This is a genomic window from Lutibaculum baratangense AMV1, from assembly GCF_000496075.1.
In the GTDB taxonomy this organism is placed as follows: Bacteria; Pseudomonadota; Alphaproteobacteria; order Rhizobiales; family Tepidamorphaceae; genus Lutibaculum; species Lutibaculum baratangense.
The window spans coordinates 38,751-53,945 of record NZ_AWXZ01000035.1 but is presented as its reverse complement, the minus strand read 5'-3'; the positions used below and the strand labels follow the sequence as shown (position 1 = coordinate 53,945).

The window sequence follows — 15,195 nt, the reverse complement described above, 5'->3', positions numbered from 1 at the left end:
GAAGGTGGTGCCCTCCCCTTTTGTGGCGCAAGGGCAACACCATATGAAGCGGGAAGACGGGCGTCCGCCACGCCTCAGGCAGCGGAACGCACGGCCACCTTTAGGGCGTTCCCGCCGGCGCCGCCACCAGGGCCGCGGGAACCGTGCCGAGAATGAGGGAACGAGATGAATTTCGAAAGCTACACCGAACGCGCGCGCGGCTTCGTCCAGTCCGCGCAGTCGCTGGCGCTGCGTGAGGGCCACCAGCAGTTCGCGCCCGAGCACCTTCTGAAGGTCCTGCTCGACGACGGCGAGGGCCTCGCCGCGGGGCTGATCCAGAAGGCGGGCGGCCGGCCGCAGGACGCCCTGCAGGCGACCGAGCTCGCGCTCCAGAAGATGCCGAAGGTCGAGGGCGGCAGCGGCCAGCTCTACCTCAGCCCGCAGCTCGCCCGCGTCTTCTCCACCGCCGAGGAGGCCGGCAAGAAGGCGGGCGATTCCTTCGTCACCGTCGAGCGCCTGCTCTTGGCGCTTTCGATGGAGAAGGGCGCGCCGACCGCGAAGATCCTGTCTGATGCCGGCGCCACGCCCGGCGGCCTCAACAAGGCGATCGAGGAGCTCAGGAAGGGCCGCACCGCCGATTCCGCCTCCGCCGAGGAGAGCTACGACGCGCTCAACAAATATGCCCGCGACCTCACCGAAGCCGCCCGCGAGGGCAAGCTCGACCCCGTGATCGGCCGCGACGAGGAGATCCGCCGCACGATCCAGGTCCTGTCGCGGCGCACGAAGAACAACCCCGTGCTGATCGGCGAGCCGGGCGTCGGCAAGACCGCGATCGTCGAGGGCCTCGCGCTCCGCATCATCAACGGCGACGTGCCCGAAAGCCTCAAAGAGAAGCGCCTCCTCGCCCTCGACATGGGCGCGCTGATCGCCGGCGCGAAATATCGCGGCGAGTTCGAGGAGCGGCTGAAGGCCGTGCTCTCCGAGGTCACGAGCGCGAACGGCGAGATCATCCTGTTCATCGACGAGATGCACACGCTCGTCGGCGCCGGCAAGGCCGACGGGGCGATGGACGCGTCCAACCTCCTGAAGCCCGCGCTCGCCCGCGGCGAATTGCACTGCGTCGGCGCCACCACGCTCGACGAGTACCGCAAGCATGTCGAGAAGGACGCGGCCCTCGCCCGCAGATTCCAGCCCGTCTTCGTGTCGGAGCCGACGGTCGAGGACACGGTGTCGATCCTGCGCGGCCTGAAGGAGCGCTACGAGCAGCACCACAAGGTCCGCATCGCCGACAACGCGCTCGTCGCCGCCGCGACGCTCTCGAACCGCTACATCACCGACCGCTTCCTGCCCGACAAGGCGATCGACCTCGTCGACGAGGCGGCCTCCCGCCTGCGCATGCAGGTGGACTCCAAGCCCGAGGAGCTCGACGAGCTCGACCGCCGCGTCATCCAGCTGAAGATCGAGCGCGAGGCGCTCCTGAAGGAGACCGACCAGGCCTCGAAGGACAGGCTTTCGCGCCTCGAGCGCGAGCTCGCCGACCTCGAGGAGAAGTCCTCCGCCCTCACCCAGCGCTGGATGCGCGAGAAGGAGAAGCTCGGCTCCGCCGCCGACATCAAGAAGAAGCTCGACGAGGCCCGCAACGAGCTCGCCCAGGCGCAGCGCTCGGGGCAATACCAGAGGGCGGGCGAGCTCGCCTACGGCATCATCCCCGAGCTTCAGAAGACGCTGGAAGAGCTCGAGGCCGCCGGCGACACCGCGGCAAGCGGCGAGCTGATGGTCGAGGAGGCCGTCACGGCGAACCACGTCGCGCAGGTCGTCTCGCGCTGGACGGGCGTGCCCGTCGACCGCATGCTCGAGGGCGAGCGCGAGAAGCTCCTGCGCATGGAGGATGCGCTGGCTCGTAGCGTCGTCGGCCAGGAGGAGGCGGTCCACGCCGTCTCCACCGCCGTGCGGCGCGCCCGCGCCGGCCTGCAGGATCCGAACCGGCCGATCGGCTCGTTCATGTTCCTCGGCCCCACCGGCGTCGGCAAGACGGAGCTCACGAAGGCGCTCGCGCGCTTCCTCTTCGACGACGAGTCCGCGATGGTGCGCATCGACATGTCGGAATACATGGAGAAGCACTCCGTCGCCCGGCTCATCGGCGCGCCTCCGGGCTATGTCGGCTACGAGGAGGGCGGCGCGCTGACGGAGGCGGTCCGCCGCCGGCCCTACCAGGTCATCCTGTTCGACGAGATCGAGAAGGCGCATCCGGACGTCTTCAACGTCCTCCTGCAGGTGCTCGACGACGGCCGCCTGACGGACGGCCAGGGCCGCACGGTCGACTTCCGCAACACGCTGATCGTGATGACGTCCAATCTCGGCTCGGAATATCTCGTGAACCAGGCCGAGGGCGAGGACACCGACATCGTCAAGGCCCGCGTCATGGACGTCGTCCGCTCGAGCTTCCGGCCGGAGTTCCTGAACCGGCTCGACGAGATCATCCTGTTCCACAGGCTGAAGCGCGAGCAGATGGCGGCGATCGTCGACATCCAGATGGAGCGCCTCCGGCGCCTCCTCTCCGATCGCAAGATCGAGCTGGTGCTCACCGACGACGCCCGCGAATGGCTCGCCAACCGCGGCTACGACCCGGCCTACGGCGCGCGCCCCCTGAAGCGCGTGATCCAGAAGGAGGTGCAGGATCCGCTCGCCGAGAAGATCCTCTCGGGCGAGATCCTCGACGGCACGAAGGTCGAGGCGACCCCGGAGGGGGATCGGCTGGCCTTCGCGCAGGTCACGACGGTCGAGGCCGACGAGGCGGCGTGAGGGCGGCTAGGCCGCTAAGCTGTGGCGCTGGCGGCGTCGGGCCGCCGGGCCGGATGGAGACGACAAGAGCCCGCGCGGGGGGACCGCGCGGGATTCATTCGCAAGTGGAGAGGCCGCGCCGCTGGCCGATGCGCGAGATCGTCGATGCCATCTTCTACGTGCTGCGCTCGGGGTGCCCCTGGCACATGGTGCCGGACTGTTTCCCGCCGGCGAGCACGGTCTATCGCTGGTTCATGCGGCTGCGTGAGGAGGGTGTCTTCGCGACGATGAACCACCACCTCATGATGCGCGACCGCGAGCGGACCGGCCGTGAATGCCATCGGGCTACGGATCCCGGCCTGCGCCGGGATGAGCGGCAAGCGGGGGTCCCTGCCACGCGCCCCTTCGGTCTCCCACCCGACCCATCGCGCTGCCGCAGGGGAAACGCTGGACGCGGGGGCACGCCGGCCCTAATCTTCTTCTTCAGCAGCAGCAGGTGCGGCTGCCCTGGAGGACGACCTCGTTGGAGCGCGACCGCGCGGGGTTTGACGTCGTGAAGGCCTGCCGGCGCGGCCTGGCAGCCTGCCTCGCGCTCTTCTTCGTCCTCGGCGCGCTGCAGGCCGGCGCGCCGCTGTCGAGCCTCCTGCGCGTCACGATCTCAGGTGCGCCCGAGCTCGCCCTCGCCGCGCCCGAGGCCCAGCCCGCGACGCGGACGGCCGAACTGCGCGCCGCGAGCCCGGCCAGCGGCCCCCGTTCCCCCGACGCCACCCCCGCCCTGCCCGCCGAGGCCGGCGGGGCGGCGTCCGCCGGGCGCTTCGCCTTCGCGCCGCCCGGCCACCTCCGCGCCGCGAAGCGCCCGCCCGCCGGCAGCGCGAACGCCCGCGCGCCCCCTCTCCCGCTCTCGAAGACCGCGCGCCTTCACGCCCGGCCGTCCGGCGAGGCCGCCTGACCGGACGTGCCGGCGGCACCGACTTCGTCTTCATCCGACTTCAATCGCGATTCGAGAGCGAGACCAGACCCATGACGATCGAGAACGACACCCACGAGACTCAGTCCGACACGCCCGCCTGGAAGATGTGGGCCGGCGCAGGCGCCTTCATCGCTGCGCTCTACGCGATCGGCTACATCCTGAACTGAACGCGACGCGAGGTCCGGGCGGAGGGGCTTCGAGCCCGCCGCCCGGGCCCGCGCATTCCCTCGATGTGCTCTCCCGGAGTGCCTCAGACGCCCGCCCGCTCGACGCCGATCCGGCGGTACCACGCCTCCACGAACGCATAGGCCGCGAAGGCGATGAGGCCGAGCGCGACCATCAGGAGGAGGAGCCAGCCGAAGGGCAGGTCCTGGATCCACTGCAGCGCCTCGTCGAGCCCAGGCGCGTCGTTGGCGTCGTAGATGCCGCCGCCGTAGAAGGCGAGGATGCCGATCACGATGAAGGTCACGCCGCGCGCGATGAGCCCGAAGGCGCAGACCGGCCTGATGCGCCGCAGCGTCTCGGCGTCCGCCATCATGTAGCGCTCGTAGCTGGCCTTCCACCCCTTCACGATATGGGCGATGCCGATGCCGACCGGCACGAGGGCGATGCCGAGCGCCACCCAGCGCCCCCAGTCGCGGCCGAACAGCCAGGAGAGCCAGCCCGCCGTCGGGTCGCCGCCTCCCCCGCCGCTGCCGCCGCCGATGCTGACGCTGAAGATCAGGCTCGCCGCGAAGACCGCGAGCGCGAGGTGGATGATCGCGCTGCCCAGCATGCCGGCGCGGATCACGAGCCCCTTGCCGCCCGTCCCGAGCCCGTCGGGGTCGCCGAAGGCCTGGATCAGCCGCCAGATCGCGAAGAAGACGAGGCCGAGCGCCACGATGCCGAGGAGCACGCCGCCGAGCGGCTGGTTCAGGATCTCGCGCAGCGCCCCTTGCGTGTCCTCCGCCGCGCCCGAGCCGATCGCCGCGAGCACCGCCATGGTGCCCACGACGAGATAGACGACGCCGCGCGCGGCATAGCCCCCGCGGGCGCTCCAGTTGAGCGATCGTGATACGTCCATCGCGGAACCTCAGCCTCCCTCGGGATCTTCCGGTGAACGCCGCCTTCGATCGCCCGGTTCCTGCCACACACGCCACTCGAGCCAGATGAACGAGACAACGCCCCCCGCCGCCACCGTCACTTCCCACCCCCTCGAGACCGCGCTCCTCATCGCGGGCCTCGTCGTCGCCATCCTCCTCCTGCGGGCGATCCTCTGGCGCCTCCTCCGCTTCATGCGGGTGGGCTGGCGGCACGGGCCCGCCTATCTGCGCCGCGGCGTCGTTCTCGTGCGCGGCGACAGGGTCGAGCGCTGGTTCGAGGAGCGCTTCCCCCGCGCCTCGCGCGTCCTCACGGCCCGCACCGACCCCACGGTCTTCACCGGCCTGCCGCTGACGCTCATGGTGCTCGCAGCCGTCTATGCCGCTTTCCTGTTCGCGGGCCTCGTCGAGGAGGTCCTCGAATCGGAGGAGATTCGCATGGCGGACGACGTGCTCATGAATTACGTCGCGCTCTGGCGGACGGAGATCCTCGTTGAATCCTTCACCTGGATCACGGCGCTCGGCGACCTCGAGACGCTCGCGGCCGTCGCGTTCGTCGCCTCCGCCTTCCTGTGGGCGCATGGGCCCCACCGCTACATCGCGCCGATCTGGCTGACAGTCGTCGGTTCGCAGGTCACGACCTATTTCGGCAAGTTCCTGATCGCGAGGCCGCGGCCGGACTTCGTCCTGGAGGTCACCGCCTCCTCCCCCTCCTTTCCGAGCGGCCACACGACGGGCGCCATGGCGGTCTACGGGATCATCGCCTATGCCGTCATGCGCGACGTCGCCTCGCCCCGGGCTCGCTTCGACATCGCGTTCGGCACCGCGGTGCTGATCGCGATGATCTCCTTCAGCCGCATCTTCCTCAGCGTCCACTTCCCGAGCGACGTCGCCGCGGGCCTCCTCGTCGGGCTCTTCTGGCTCCTGGCGGGCATCGCCCTCGCGGAAGCAAGGCGCGCGCATGACTGAGACGGGCAGGCATCTGTTCGGCCCAAGCGAGTTGCGCGCGCCCGAATCCGTATTGTCTTCCGCAGCTTCACCCTCTACCGATCATCCTGTTGTAGACATTCGCATTCTCCGGGGGGTTATGAATGCGTCACACCCGTATCCTGGGCCTTGCCATCACGGCTGGCCTCCTCGCCGCGTGCCAGGCCGACCCGTCGGCGACCGCCTACCGGCCAGCGCCGGCGCCGGCGGCACCGCCGGTCGTCATGCCGGCACCGGCCGCGGCGGCACCGATCTCGCGCGGCTCCTCCGACACGAGGTCCTCGACCTGGACGAGCGCCGACGGCAGCCGGTCCGTCACGCGCTCCACCACGAGATCTTCCAACGTGTCCTTCGACCCGGGCGCCATGTTCGCCGCGCTCGGCGGGGCGGCGGCCGCGCCCGCGACGAACGCCGCGACACCGGCCACTTACGCCGGCACCTGGCAGATGAGCGACCCGAGCGGGCGAGCCTGCACGATCGATCTCAAGAACACATCCGTCGGCGGTACGTATCAGGCTTGGAGCAGCATGTGCTCCGGCGAGTTGTTCGGCATCCAGAAGTGGCAGCTTCGGGGTTACGACGTCGTGCTGCTCGACCTCATGGGCAAGCCCAAGGCGACGCTGCGCGCGACGCAGCCGAACCGGCTCGACGGCACGGTCGCCGCCTCGGGCGAACGCGTCTCGATGTGGCGCTAGCCGGCGCCCTGAGCATCCGGTTCCGGGCGCCTTGCCCGTAAGGGCAGGCGCCTGTAGGGTTGCGCCCATTCGGCATATCAGCATCAGGGGCGTCGGCAGACATGCGCGCGAAGATCCTCATTGCAGTGGCAACCGCCATCGTTCTCGCCGGTTGCAGCAGCAACGCGTCGCGCATCTCGCCGCTGCCCTCCGCGCCGAGCGGACAGGTCGCGGCGCAGCAATTGCCTCCGCCGCCGAGCTACCCGCAGCAATCGCCGGGAGGGATGCAGCAGACCCCGGCGCCGCAGGGTCAGGACCTGCCGCCCCCGCCCGGCGCCCAAGACGGGGCGCAGGACTTCGCGGCGTTGCCCTCGGCGTCCTCTCCGGCTCCGTCCGGCCCGCCGACCAAGGAGAGCGTGCTCGGCCAGTGGAGCATCGCAGCCTCGGGCGAGACGTGCCAGATCGTCGTGTCGCTCACCGGCTGGCAGGGCGGTCACCGCGCCTCGACGCGAGGCTGCCAGTCGCCGGAGCTCAAGAGCATCGGCGCGTGGAACGTCGAGGGGAACTACGTCGCCCTGAAGGACAATGACGGCAACACGCTCGGCCGCCTCGCGCAGTCGGGCAACGGCTATCAGGGTCGTCTCGACCTCGCCGGCGCGGTGTCGATGACGCGCTGACGCAGCCGCAGGATGAACCGGGTGGGGCTCGCCGCAGTTTCTTGCTTCGCAGTCGCAGCACCATGCTGCGACGCCTGACAGCGGAGCACGGGACGTCATGCGCACCCCACAGAACCTGGCCGTCGAGATGACGACGCTCTGGATGTCGTCGATGCTGGTCGCCAACGCGCGGCTGGCTCAGATGTGGCTGCCGGCCTCCCCCGCGGCGCGGGCGGAGGTGTGGAACGATCTCTTCCTCGAGAAGGCGGAGGCGGTCGGCAGGGTTCAACTCGCCGCCATCACCGCCACTGTCGCCGGGCTCGGCGCCCTCGCCGTGGCCGAGGCGAGCCTCGTGCCCGTGACGCGGAAGGTCGAGAGCAATCTGCGCGCCATCACCGGGGTCAAGCGAGCCGGATCCCGGAGCGGCAGGCGGTGAGCGACGTTCGCTCGCGCTACGACGCACGCGTCGCCGCGGGCGATATCGAGCACGATACGATACAGGCAGACCTCGCCGACCGGCTCGACCGGCTGGCAGACCAGCTCGCCGACAAGCGCCTCGCGACGAAGAGCTCGAGCCTCGGCTGGCTGTTCGCCCGCAAGGCACCCCCGACGCCGAAGGGCCTCTATATCTGGGGTGGGGTGGGGCGCGGCAAGACGATGCTCGTCGACCTGTTCTTCGGCGCCGTGCCGGTGCGGCGGAAGCGGCGGACCCATTTCGCCGACTTCATGGGCGACGTGCACGAGCGGGTGCACGAGATGCGCAAGCGCCTCAAGGCCGGCGAGGTGAAGGGCGACGACCCGATCCGCCCGGTCGCGAACATCATCGCCGAGGAGACCCGCCTCCTCTGTCTCGACGAGTTCCATGTCGACGACATCGCGGACGCGATGGTGCTCGGCCGGCTCTTCACGGCGCTCTTCGAGCGCGGCCTCGTCCTGGTCGCGACCTCGAACACCGAACCCTCGGAGCTCTATCGCAACGGCCTCAACCGTCAGCTCTTCCTGCCGTTCCTCGAGCTCCTGCAGCAGAACGTCGAAGTCTACCACCTCGACGCGCCGACGGATTACCGGGTGCTCGAGCGCGAGGAGGCGAATGTCTGGTTCGCGCCTGCCGACGACCAGGCGCGCAAGGCGCTCGACCACGCCTGGTGCAATCTCACCGGCACGCGGCGCGGGACCCCGACGGAGATCCGGGCGAAGGGACGTGTCCTGCACGTGCCGGAGGCCGCGGCCGGCGCCGCGCGCTTCTCATTCCGCGACCTCTGCGAGAAGCCGCTCTCGTCGGGTGACTATCTGCGGATCGCACGCCGCTTCCACACGGTCTTCCTCGACGACATTCCGGTGCTGCCGCCGGAGAAGCGCAACGAAGCGCGTCGCTTCGTGCTCCTGATCGACACGCTCTACGACGAGGCGACGCGCCTCCTCGCCTCGGCCGAAGCACCGCCCCCCGAGCTCCATCCCGAGGGGCAGATCGCACCGGAATTCCAGCGCACGAGTTCCCGCCTCATCGAGATGGGAACCAGCGCATATCTCGAGCGCGCGCACGAGCGCCGCCACTCGAAAAATACCTCTTCCGTGGTCGACCACATACCAGATGCGTCACTTGAACGCGGCGCATATTCAGGCTAGTCACGGATCCGATCTCGTCCACCACCCCGACATTCGGGATCACCAAGGGAAACGTCACCATGGCGCGTAACAAGATTGCTTTGATCGGCGCGGGGCAGATCGGCGGCACGCTCGCCCATCTCGCCGGACTCAAGGAATTGGGCGACATCGTCCTCTTCGACATCGCGGAGGGGACGCCGCAGGGCAAGGCGCTCGACATCGCGCAGTCCTCGGCGGTGGAAGGCTTCGACGCGAAGCTGAAGGGCACCCAGTCCTATGCCGACATCGAGGGCGCCGACGTGGTGATCGTGACGGCGGGCGTGCCGCGCAAGCCCGGCATGAGCCGCGACGATCTTCTCGAGATCAATCTCAAGGTGATGAACCAGGTCGGAGCCGGCATCGCGAAATACGCGCCGGACGCCTTCGTCATCTGCATCACGAACCCGCTCGACGCGATGGTGTGGGCCCTGCAGCAGGCGTCGGGCCTGCCGAGCCGCAAGGTCGTCGGCATGGCGGGCGTGCTCGATTCCTCCCGTTTCCGGCATTTCCTCGCGGAGGAATTCGACGTCTCGATCGAGGACGTCACGGCCTTCGTGCTCGGCGGCCACGGCGACACGATGGTCCCGCTGACCCGCTACTCCACGGTCGCGGGCATCCCCCTGCCTGACCTCGTCAAGATGAAGTGGACGACCCAGGAGAAGCTCGACCAGATCGTCCAGCGCACCCGCGACGGCGGCGCCGAGATCGTCGGCCTCCTGAAGACCGGATCGGCCTTCTACGCACCCGCGGCCTCCGCGATCGAGATGGCCGACAGCTACCTCAAGGACAAGAAGCGCGTTCTGCCCGCCGCCGCGCCGCTCAACGGCGAGTACGGCCTCAAGGACATCTATGTCGGCGTGCCAATCGTCATCGGCGCGAACGGTGTCGAACGCGTCATCGAGATCGAACTCGACCAGAGCGAGAAGGCGATGTTCGACAAGTCGGTGGAGTCGGTGAAGGGCCTCGTCGAGGCGTGCCGGCGCATCGCACCCGACCTCGGAAAGAACAAGTAAAGGGGGTAACGCCAAGTGAACATACACGAATACCAGGCGAAGGCCGTGCTCAAGGAGTATGGCGCGCCGGTAGCCGCAGGTGTCGCGATCACCGATGCCGGTGAGGCGGAGAGCGCCGCCCGGCAGCTGCCCGGACCGGTCTACGTCGTCAAGAGCCAGATCCACGCCGGCGGCCGCGGCAAGGGCAAGTTCAAGGAGCTCGGCCCCGACGCGAAGGGCGGCGTGCGCGTCGTCAAGTCGATCGAGGACGTCGTCTCCAACGCGAAGGAGATGCTCGGCAACACGCTCGTCACGAAGCAGACGGGCGCCGCCGGCAAGCAGGTGAACCGCCTATACATCGAGGACGGCGCCGCGATCGCCCGCGAGCTCTACCTCTCGCTCCTCGTCGACCGCACTGTCGGCCGCGTCGCCTTCGTCGCCTCGACCGAAGGCGGCATGGACATCGAGACGGTGGCCGCGGAGACGCCCGAGAAGATCCACACCATCCCGATCGACCCAGAGACGGGCGTGACGGATGCCGACGGCAACAGGCTGGCCGAGGCGCTGAAGCTCGACGAGCCGGCCAAGGCCGAGATGGTCGCCCTCGCGAAGACCCTCTACAAGGCCTACACCGAGAAGGACATGAGCCTTCTCGAGATCAACCCGCTGATCGTCCTCGACGACGGCCACATCCGCGTCCTCGACGCGAAGGTCTCCTTCGACAACAACGCCCTCTTCCGCCATCCCGACATCGTGGAGCTCCGCGACACGACGGAGGAGGACGAGAAGGAGATCGAGGCCTCGAAGCACGACCTCGCCTACATCGCCCTCGACGGCGACATCGGCTGCATGGTCAACGGCGCAGGCCTGGCCATGGCGACGATGGACATCATCAAGCTCTACGGGGCCTCGCCGGCGAACTTCCTCGACGTCGGCGGCGGCGCGTCCAAGGAGAAGGTGACGGCCGCGTTCAAGATCATCACGGCCGATCCGAACGTGAAGGGCATCCTCGTCAACATCTTCGGCGGCATCATGCGCTGCGACGTCATCGCCGAGGGCGTGGTCGCCGCGGTGAAGGAGGTCGGCCTCAAGGTGCCGCTCGTCGTGCGCCTCGAAGGCACGAATGTCGACCTCGGCAAGAAGATCATCAACGAGAGCGGCCTCGACGTGGTAGCGGCCGACGATCTCGACGACGCCGCCCAGAAGATCGTCGCCGCCGTGAAGGGAGCCTGAACACGATGTCCGTTCTGATCGACAGGAACACGAAGGTCATCGTCCAGGGCCTCACCGGCAAGACGGGAACCTTCCACACCGAGCAGGCGCTCGCCTATCACGGCACGCAGATGGTCGCCGGCGTCCATCCGAAGAAGGGTGGCGAGAGCTGGCAGGGCAAGGACGGCCAGTCGCTGCCGATCTTCGCCACCGTGGGCGAGGCCAAGGAAGCCACGGGCGCCAACGCTTCCGTGATCTACGTGCCGCCGGCAGGCGCCGGCGCCGCGATCGAGGAGGCGATCGACGCCGAGATCCCGTTCATCGTCTGCATCACGGAAGGCGTTCCGGTGATGGACATGGTCCGGGTGAAGGCGAAGCTCGAGAAGTCGAAGTCGCGCCTGCTTGGCCCGAACTGCCCCGGCATCCTGACGCCGGATGAGTGCAAGATCGGCATCATGCCGGGCCAGATCTTCAAGAAGGGCTCGGTCGGCGTCGTCTCGCGCTCCGGCACGCTGACCTACGAGGCGGTCTTCCAGACCTCGAATGCCGGCCTCGGCCAGACGACCGCCGTCGGCATCGGCGGCGACCCGGTGAAGGGCACCGAGTTCATCGACGTGCTCGAGCTCTTCCTCGCCGATCCCGCCACCGAGTCGATCATCATGATCGGCGAGATCGGCGGCTCGGCCGAGGAGGATGCCGCGCAGTTCCTCGCAGACGAGAGGAAGAAGGGCCGCTGGAAGCCGACGGCCGGCTTCATCGCGGGCCGCACGGCCCCTCCCGGGCGCACCATGGGCCATGCCGGCGCGGTGATCTCCGGCGGCAAGGGCGGCGCCGAGGACAAGATCGCGGCGATGGAAGGGGCCGGCATCAAGGTGTCGCCCTCCCCGGCCGCGCTCGGCAAGACGCTGCTCGAGGTGCTGAAGGGCTGACGCCCGCCCTCGCGGTCCGCGACCGCACGATCTCGTGAAAGGGCGCCCTCCGGGGCGCCCTTTTTCAATGACCAGGGGTCATCGCATCATGCGCGGCGCGCATTTCTTTCATGCAGCGAAACGGTGCGGCTTCCCGACGCGGCGGCAATCTGTAAAAGGTCGCCCTGCGACATCCGATCGCCCGCCGAACGTGCCCGGAAAGGATACCGTTCGGGTTGAAAGGGTTTCGCAACTGGGCCACATCTAAATTCCGTCCCATTGTTGTCCCGTATGACGTCGCCAGCGACGACCACCAGAGGAAGAGGGCGCCCGGCGCCCTTTCGCATTCAGCATGGCTAGGCAAGAGGCGAACCAGGCTTTCGCGTCCACATCGTTCCTGTACGGTGCGAACGCGAGCTGGATCGAGGAGCTTTACGCGCGGTTCCAGGAGGATCCTCGCTCGGTCGACGAGCAGTGGCAGGCCTTCTTCAGTGAGCTGAAGGACGACAAGGATGCGGTGATCAAGGAGGCGCGGGGCGCCTCGTGGGACCGTCCGGACTGGCCGATCCCGATGAACGGCGAGCTCGTCTCCGCCCTCGACACGAACTGGCCGGCGTCCGAGAAGCGCATCGAGGAGAAGGTCGGGGCAGAGGCCCGCAAGCGCGGCGTCGAGATGTCCCGGGAGGAGATGCTCAGGACGACGCGCGACTCCGTCCGGGCCCTCATGATGATCCGCGCCTACCGGATCCGCGGCCATCTCGCCGCCGACCTCGACCCGCTGGGTCTGACGCCGCCCACCGAGCATCCCGAGCTCGACCCGGCGAGCTACGGCTTCACGGAAGCCGATTTCGACCGCAAGATCTTCCTCGACAACGTGCTCGGCCTCGAGTTCGCCACCGTCCCCGAGATGCTGGCGATCCTGAAGCGCACCTACTGCAACACGATCGGCGTCGAGTTCATGCACATCTCCGATCCCGCCGAGAAGGCGTGGATCCAGGAGCGCATCGAGGGGCCCGACAAGGAGGTGTCCTTCACCCTCGAGGGCAAGAAGGCGATCCTCAACAAGCTCGTCGAGGCGGAAGGCTTCGAGAAGTTCCTCGACGTGAAGTACACCGGCACGAAGCGCTTCGGCCTCGACGGCGCCGAGGGCATCGTCCCCGCGCTCGAGCAGGTGATCAAGCGCGGCGGCCAGCTCGGCGTGCGGGAGATCGTCTTCGGCATGGCCCACCGCGGCCGCCTGAACGTTCTGGCCCAGGTCATGGGCAAGCCGCACCGCGCGATCTTCCACGAGTTCAAGGGCGGCGCCGCCAACCCCGACGACGTCGAGGGCTCGGGCGATGTGAAGTACCATCTCGGTGCGTCCTCCGACCGCTCCTTCGACGACAACAACGTGCACCTGTCGCTCACGCCAAACCCGTCGCACCTCGAGATCGTGGATCCCGTGGTGCTCGGAAAGGTCCGCGCGAAGCAGGACCAGCACGACGATGCGCCCGAGCGCACGAAGGTCGTGCCCGTCCTGATCCACGGCGATGCCGCCTTCGCCGGCCAGGGCGTGGTCGCGGAGTGTTTCGGCCTCTCGGGCCTCAAGGGTCACCGGACGGGCGGGTCGATCCACTTCATCATCAACAACCAGATCGGCTTCACGACGAATCCGCGCCTCGCCCGCTCCTCGCCCTACCCGTCGGACGTCGCGAAGATGATCGGCGCGCCGATCCTGCACGTGAACGGCGACGACCCGGAGGCGGTGGTCTTCTGCGCGAAGATCGCCACGGAGTTCCGCCAGACCTTCCACAAGCCGGTCGTCATCGACATGTTCTGCTACCGGCGCTTCGGGCACAACGAGGGCGACGAGCCCTCCTTCACCCAGCCCATGATGTACCGGAAGATCCGGCAGCATCCGACGACGCTCGAGATCTACGCCTCGAAGCTGGTCGAGGAAGGCGTCGTCACGCAGGACGAGGTCGACACGCTCAAGAGCGAGTGGCGCCAGACGATCGACGCGGAGTTCGAGGCGGGGGGAGCTACAAGCCGAACAAGGCCGACTGGCTCGACGGCAAGTGGTCGGGCATCAAGGCTGCCACCGACGACGGCCCGCGCCGGGGCCAGACGGGCGTGGACATCGACCGCCTGAAGGAGATCGGCCTCAAGCTCACCGAGACGCCGGACGGCTTCACCACGCACCGCACCATCAAGCGCCTGCTCGACAATCGCCGCAAGATGATCGAGACCGGCGAAGGCATCGACTGGGCCATGGGCGAGGCCCTCGCCTTCGGCACGCTCCTGCGCGAGAACCTCCGCGTCCGCCTGTGCGGGCAGGACGTCGAGCGCGGCACGTTCTCGCAGCGCCATTCGGTGCTCTACGACCAGGAGAACGAGGACCGGTTCATCCCGCTCAACAGCCTCTCCGAGGACCAGGCGAAATACGAGGTCATCAACTCGATGCTCTCGGAGGCCGCGGTCCTGGGCTTCGAGTACGGCTACTCCCTCAGCGAGCCGAACGCGCTCGTGCTCTGGGAGGCGCAGTTCGGCGACTTCGCCAACGGCGCCCAGGTGGTGATCGACCAGTTCATCTCGTCCGGCGAGCGCAAGTGGCTGCGCATGTCCGGCCTCGTGATGCTCCTGCCGCACGGTTACGAGGGTCAGGGGCCCGAGCACTCCTCGGCACGTCTCGAGCGCTACCTGCAGATGTGCGCCGAGGACAATATGCAGGTCGCCAACTGCACGACGCCGGCGAACTACTTCCACATCCTGCGGCGCCAGCTCCGGCGCGACTTCCGCAAGCCGCTCATCCTGATGACGCCGAAGTCGCTGCTCCGTCACAAGCGGGCGGTCTCGAAGCTCGAGGATTTCGGCCCCGAGTCCTGCTTCCACCGCCTGCTCTGGGACGACGAGGAGAACCAGCGGGGCGGCAGGCTCGTTTCGGACGACAAGATCCGCCGCGTCGTGATGTGCTCCGGCAAGGTCTACTACGACCTGTTCGAGGAGCGGGAGAAGCGCAGGGTCGACGACGTCTACCTCCTGCGGGTCGAACAGCTCTATCCCGTGCCGGCGAAGGCGCTGGTCGCGGAGCTCGCCCGCTTCAAGAACGCCGAGATGGTGTGGTGCCAGGAGGAGCCCCGCAACATGGGCTCCTGGAGCTTCATCGAGCCGAATATCGAGTGGGCCTTGACGCAGATCGACGCCAGGCACAAACGTCCCCGCTATGCCGGCCGGCCCGCCTCGGCGGCGACCGCGACCGGCCTGATGTCGAAGCATCTCTCGCAGCTCGAGGCGCTGCTCGACGACGCCCTCTGCGAGTAACGAGCCCGTTCCG

Annotated in this window: 13 protein-coding genes and 1 pseudogene; 12 read left to right on the top strand and 2 right to left on the bottom strand. The window is 68.3% G+C overall.

The window, feature by feature from the left end:
* The first annotated feature begins 165 nt into the window (after positions 1-165).
* The 3 genes from clpB to N177_RS12190 are packed head-to-tail and all read left to right on the top strand — an operon-like array spanning position 166 to position 3,709.
* A complete protein-coding gene (gene clpB / locus N177_RS12195) occupies positions 166-2,781 on the top strand; it encodes an ATP-dependent chaperone ClpB (RefSeq protein ID WP_023432648.1) in 2,616 nt (871 codons plus the stop codon).
* 53 nt (positions 2,782-2,834) lie between these two features.
* Complete coding sequence (locus tag N177_RS22390) at positions 2,835-3,317, top strand: transposase (protein ID WP_081718512.1); 483 nt, start codon at positions 2,835-2,837, stop codon at positions 3,315-3,317.
* Positions 3,284-3,709 (top strand): hypothetical protein, encoded by a 426-nt coding sequence (locus tag N177_RS12190; protein ID WP_023432646.1) that lies wholly within the window; start codon positions 3,284-3,286, stop codon positions 3,707-3,709. Before N177_RS22390 ends, N177_RS12190 begins: the two co-directional genes overlap by 34 nt.
* A gap of 271 nt (positions 3,710-3,980) precedes the next feature.
* On the opposite strand, the gene N177_RS12185 is transcribed toward N177_RS12190, so the two are convergent.
* Positions 3,981-4,793 carry a DUF1206 domain-containing protein gene (locus N177_RS12185; RefSeq protein WP_023432644.1) on the bottom strand — a complete coding sequence of 271 codons (813 nt, stop codon included), beginning with the start codon at positions 4,791-4,793 and terminating at the stop codon, positions 3,981-3,983.
* Positions 4,794-4,878: 85 nt separating this feature from the next.
* On the opposite strand from N177_RS12185, the gene N177_RS12180 reads away from it, so the two are divergent.
* Complete coding sequence (locus tag N177_RS12180; protein ID WP_023432643.1) at positions 4,879-5,778, top strand: phosphatase PAP2 family protein; 900 nt, start codon at positions 4,879-4,881, stop codon at positions 5,776-5,778.
* 202 nt (positions 5,779-5,980) lie between these two features.
* On the opposite strand, the gene N177_RS21680 is transcribed toward N177_RS12180, so the two are convergent.
* Positions 5,981-6,139 (bottom strand): hypothetical protein, encoded by a 159-nt coding sequence (locus N177_RS21680; protein WP_023432642.1) that lies wholly within the window; start codon positions 6,137-6,139, stop codon positions 5,981-5,983.
* A 1-nt stretch (position 6,140) separates the two neighbouring features.
* On the opposite strand from N177_RS21680, the gene N177_RS21675 reads away from it, so the two are divergent.
* The 8 genes and pseudogenes from N177_RS21675 to N177_RS12145 all read left to right on the top strand — a co-directional run bounded on the left by N177_RS21675 (position 6,141) and on the right by N177_RS12145 (position 15,182).
* Positions 6,141-6,491 (top strand): AprI/Inh family metalloprotease inhibitor, encoded by a 351-nt coding sequence (locus N177_RS21675; protein ID WP_023432641.1) that lies wholly within the window; start codon positions 6,141-6,143, stop codon positions 6,489-6,491.
* Positions 6,492-6,592: 101 nt separating this feature from the next.
* On the top strand, positions 6,593-7,147 hold the full coding sequence (locus N177_RS12170; RefSeq protein ID WP_081718510.1) for an AprI/Inh family metalloprotease inhibitor: 555 nt from the start codon (positions 6,593-6,595) through the stop codon (positions 7,145-7,147).
* A gap of 97 nt (positions 7,148-7,244) precedes the next feature.
* Positions 7,245-7,562 (top strand): hypothetical protein, encoded by a 318-nt coding sequence (locus N177_RS21670; protein ID WP_023432639.1) that lies wholly within the window; start codon positions 7,245-7,247, stop codon positions 7,560-7,562.
* Positions 7,541-8,752, top strand: a complete 1,212-nt coding sequence (gene zapE, locus N177_RS12165) for a cell division protein ZapE (RefSeq protein ID WP_051402374.1) — start codon at positions 7,541-7,543, stop codon at positions 8,750-8,752. The genes N177_RS21670 and zapE overlap by 22 nt, the downstream gene beginning before the upstream one ends.
* A 59-nt stretch (positions 8,753-8,811) precedes the next feature.
* Complete coding sequence (gene mdh / locus N177_RS12160) at positions 8,812-9,783, top strand: malate dehydrogenase (RefSeq protein WP_023432637.1); 972 nt, start codon at positions 8,812-8,814, stop codon at positions 9,781-9,783.
* A gap of 15 nt (positions 9,784-9,798) precedes the next feature.
* Positions 9,799-10,995, top strand: coding sequence for an ADP-forming succinate--CoA ligase subunit beta (gene sucC / locus N177_RS12155; protein WP_023432636.1), 1,197 nt, complete (start codon positions 9,799-9,801; stop codon positions 10,993-10,995).
* A gap of 5 nt (positions 10,996-11,000) precedes the next feature.
* Positions 11,001-11,903, top strand: a complete 903-nt coding sequence (gene sucD, locus N177_RS12150; RefSeq protein WP_023432635.1) for a succinate--CoA ligase subunit alpha — start codon at positions 11,001-11,003, stop codon at positions 11,901-11,903.
* Between the two features lie 331 nt (positions 11,904-12,234).
* Positions 12,235-15,182, top strand: a pseudogene (locus tag N177_RS12145) (2-oxoglutarate dehydrogenase E1 component).
* Positions 15,183-15,195: the final 13 nt, after the last annotated feature.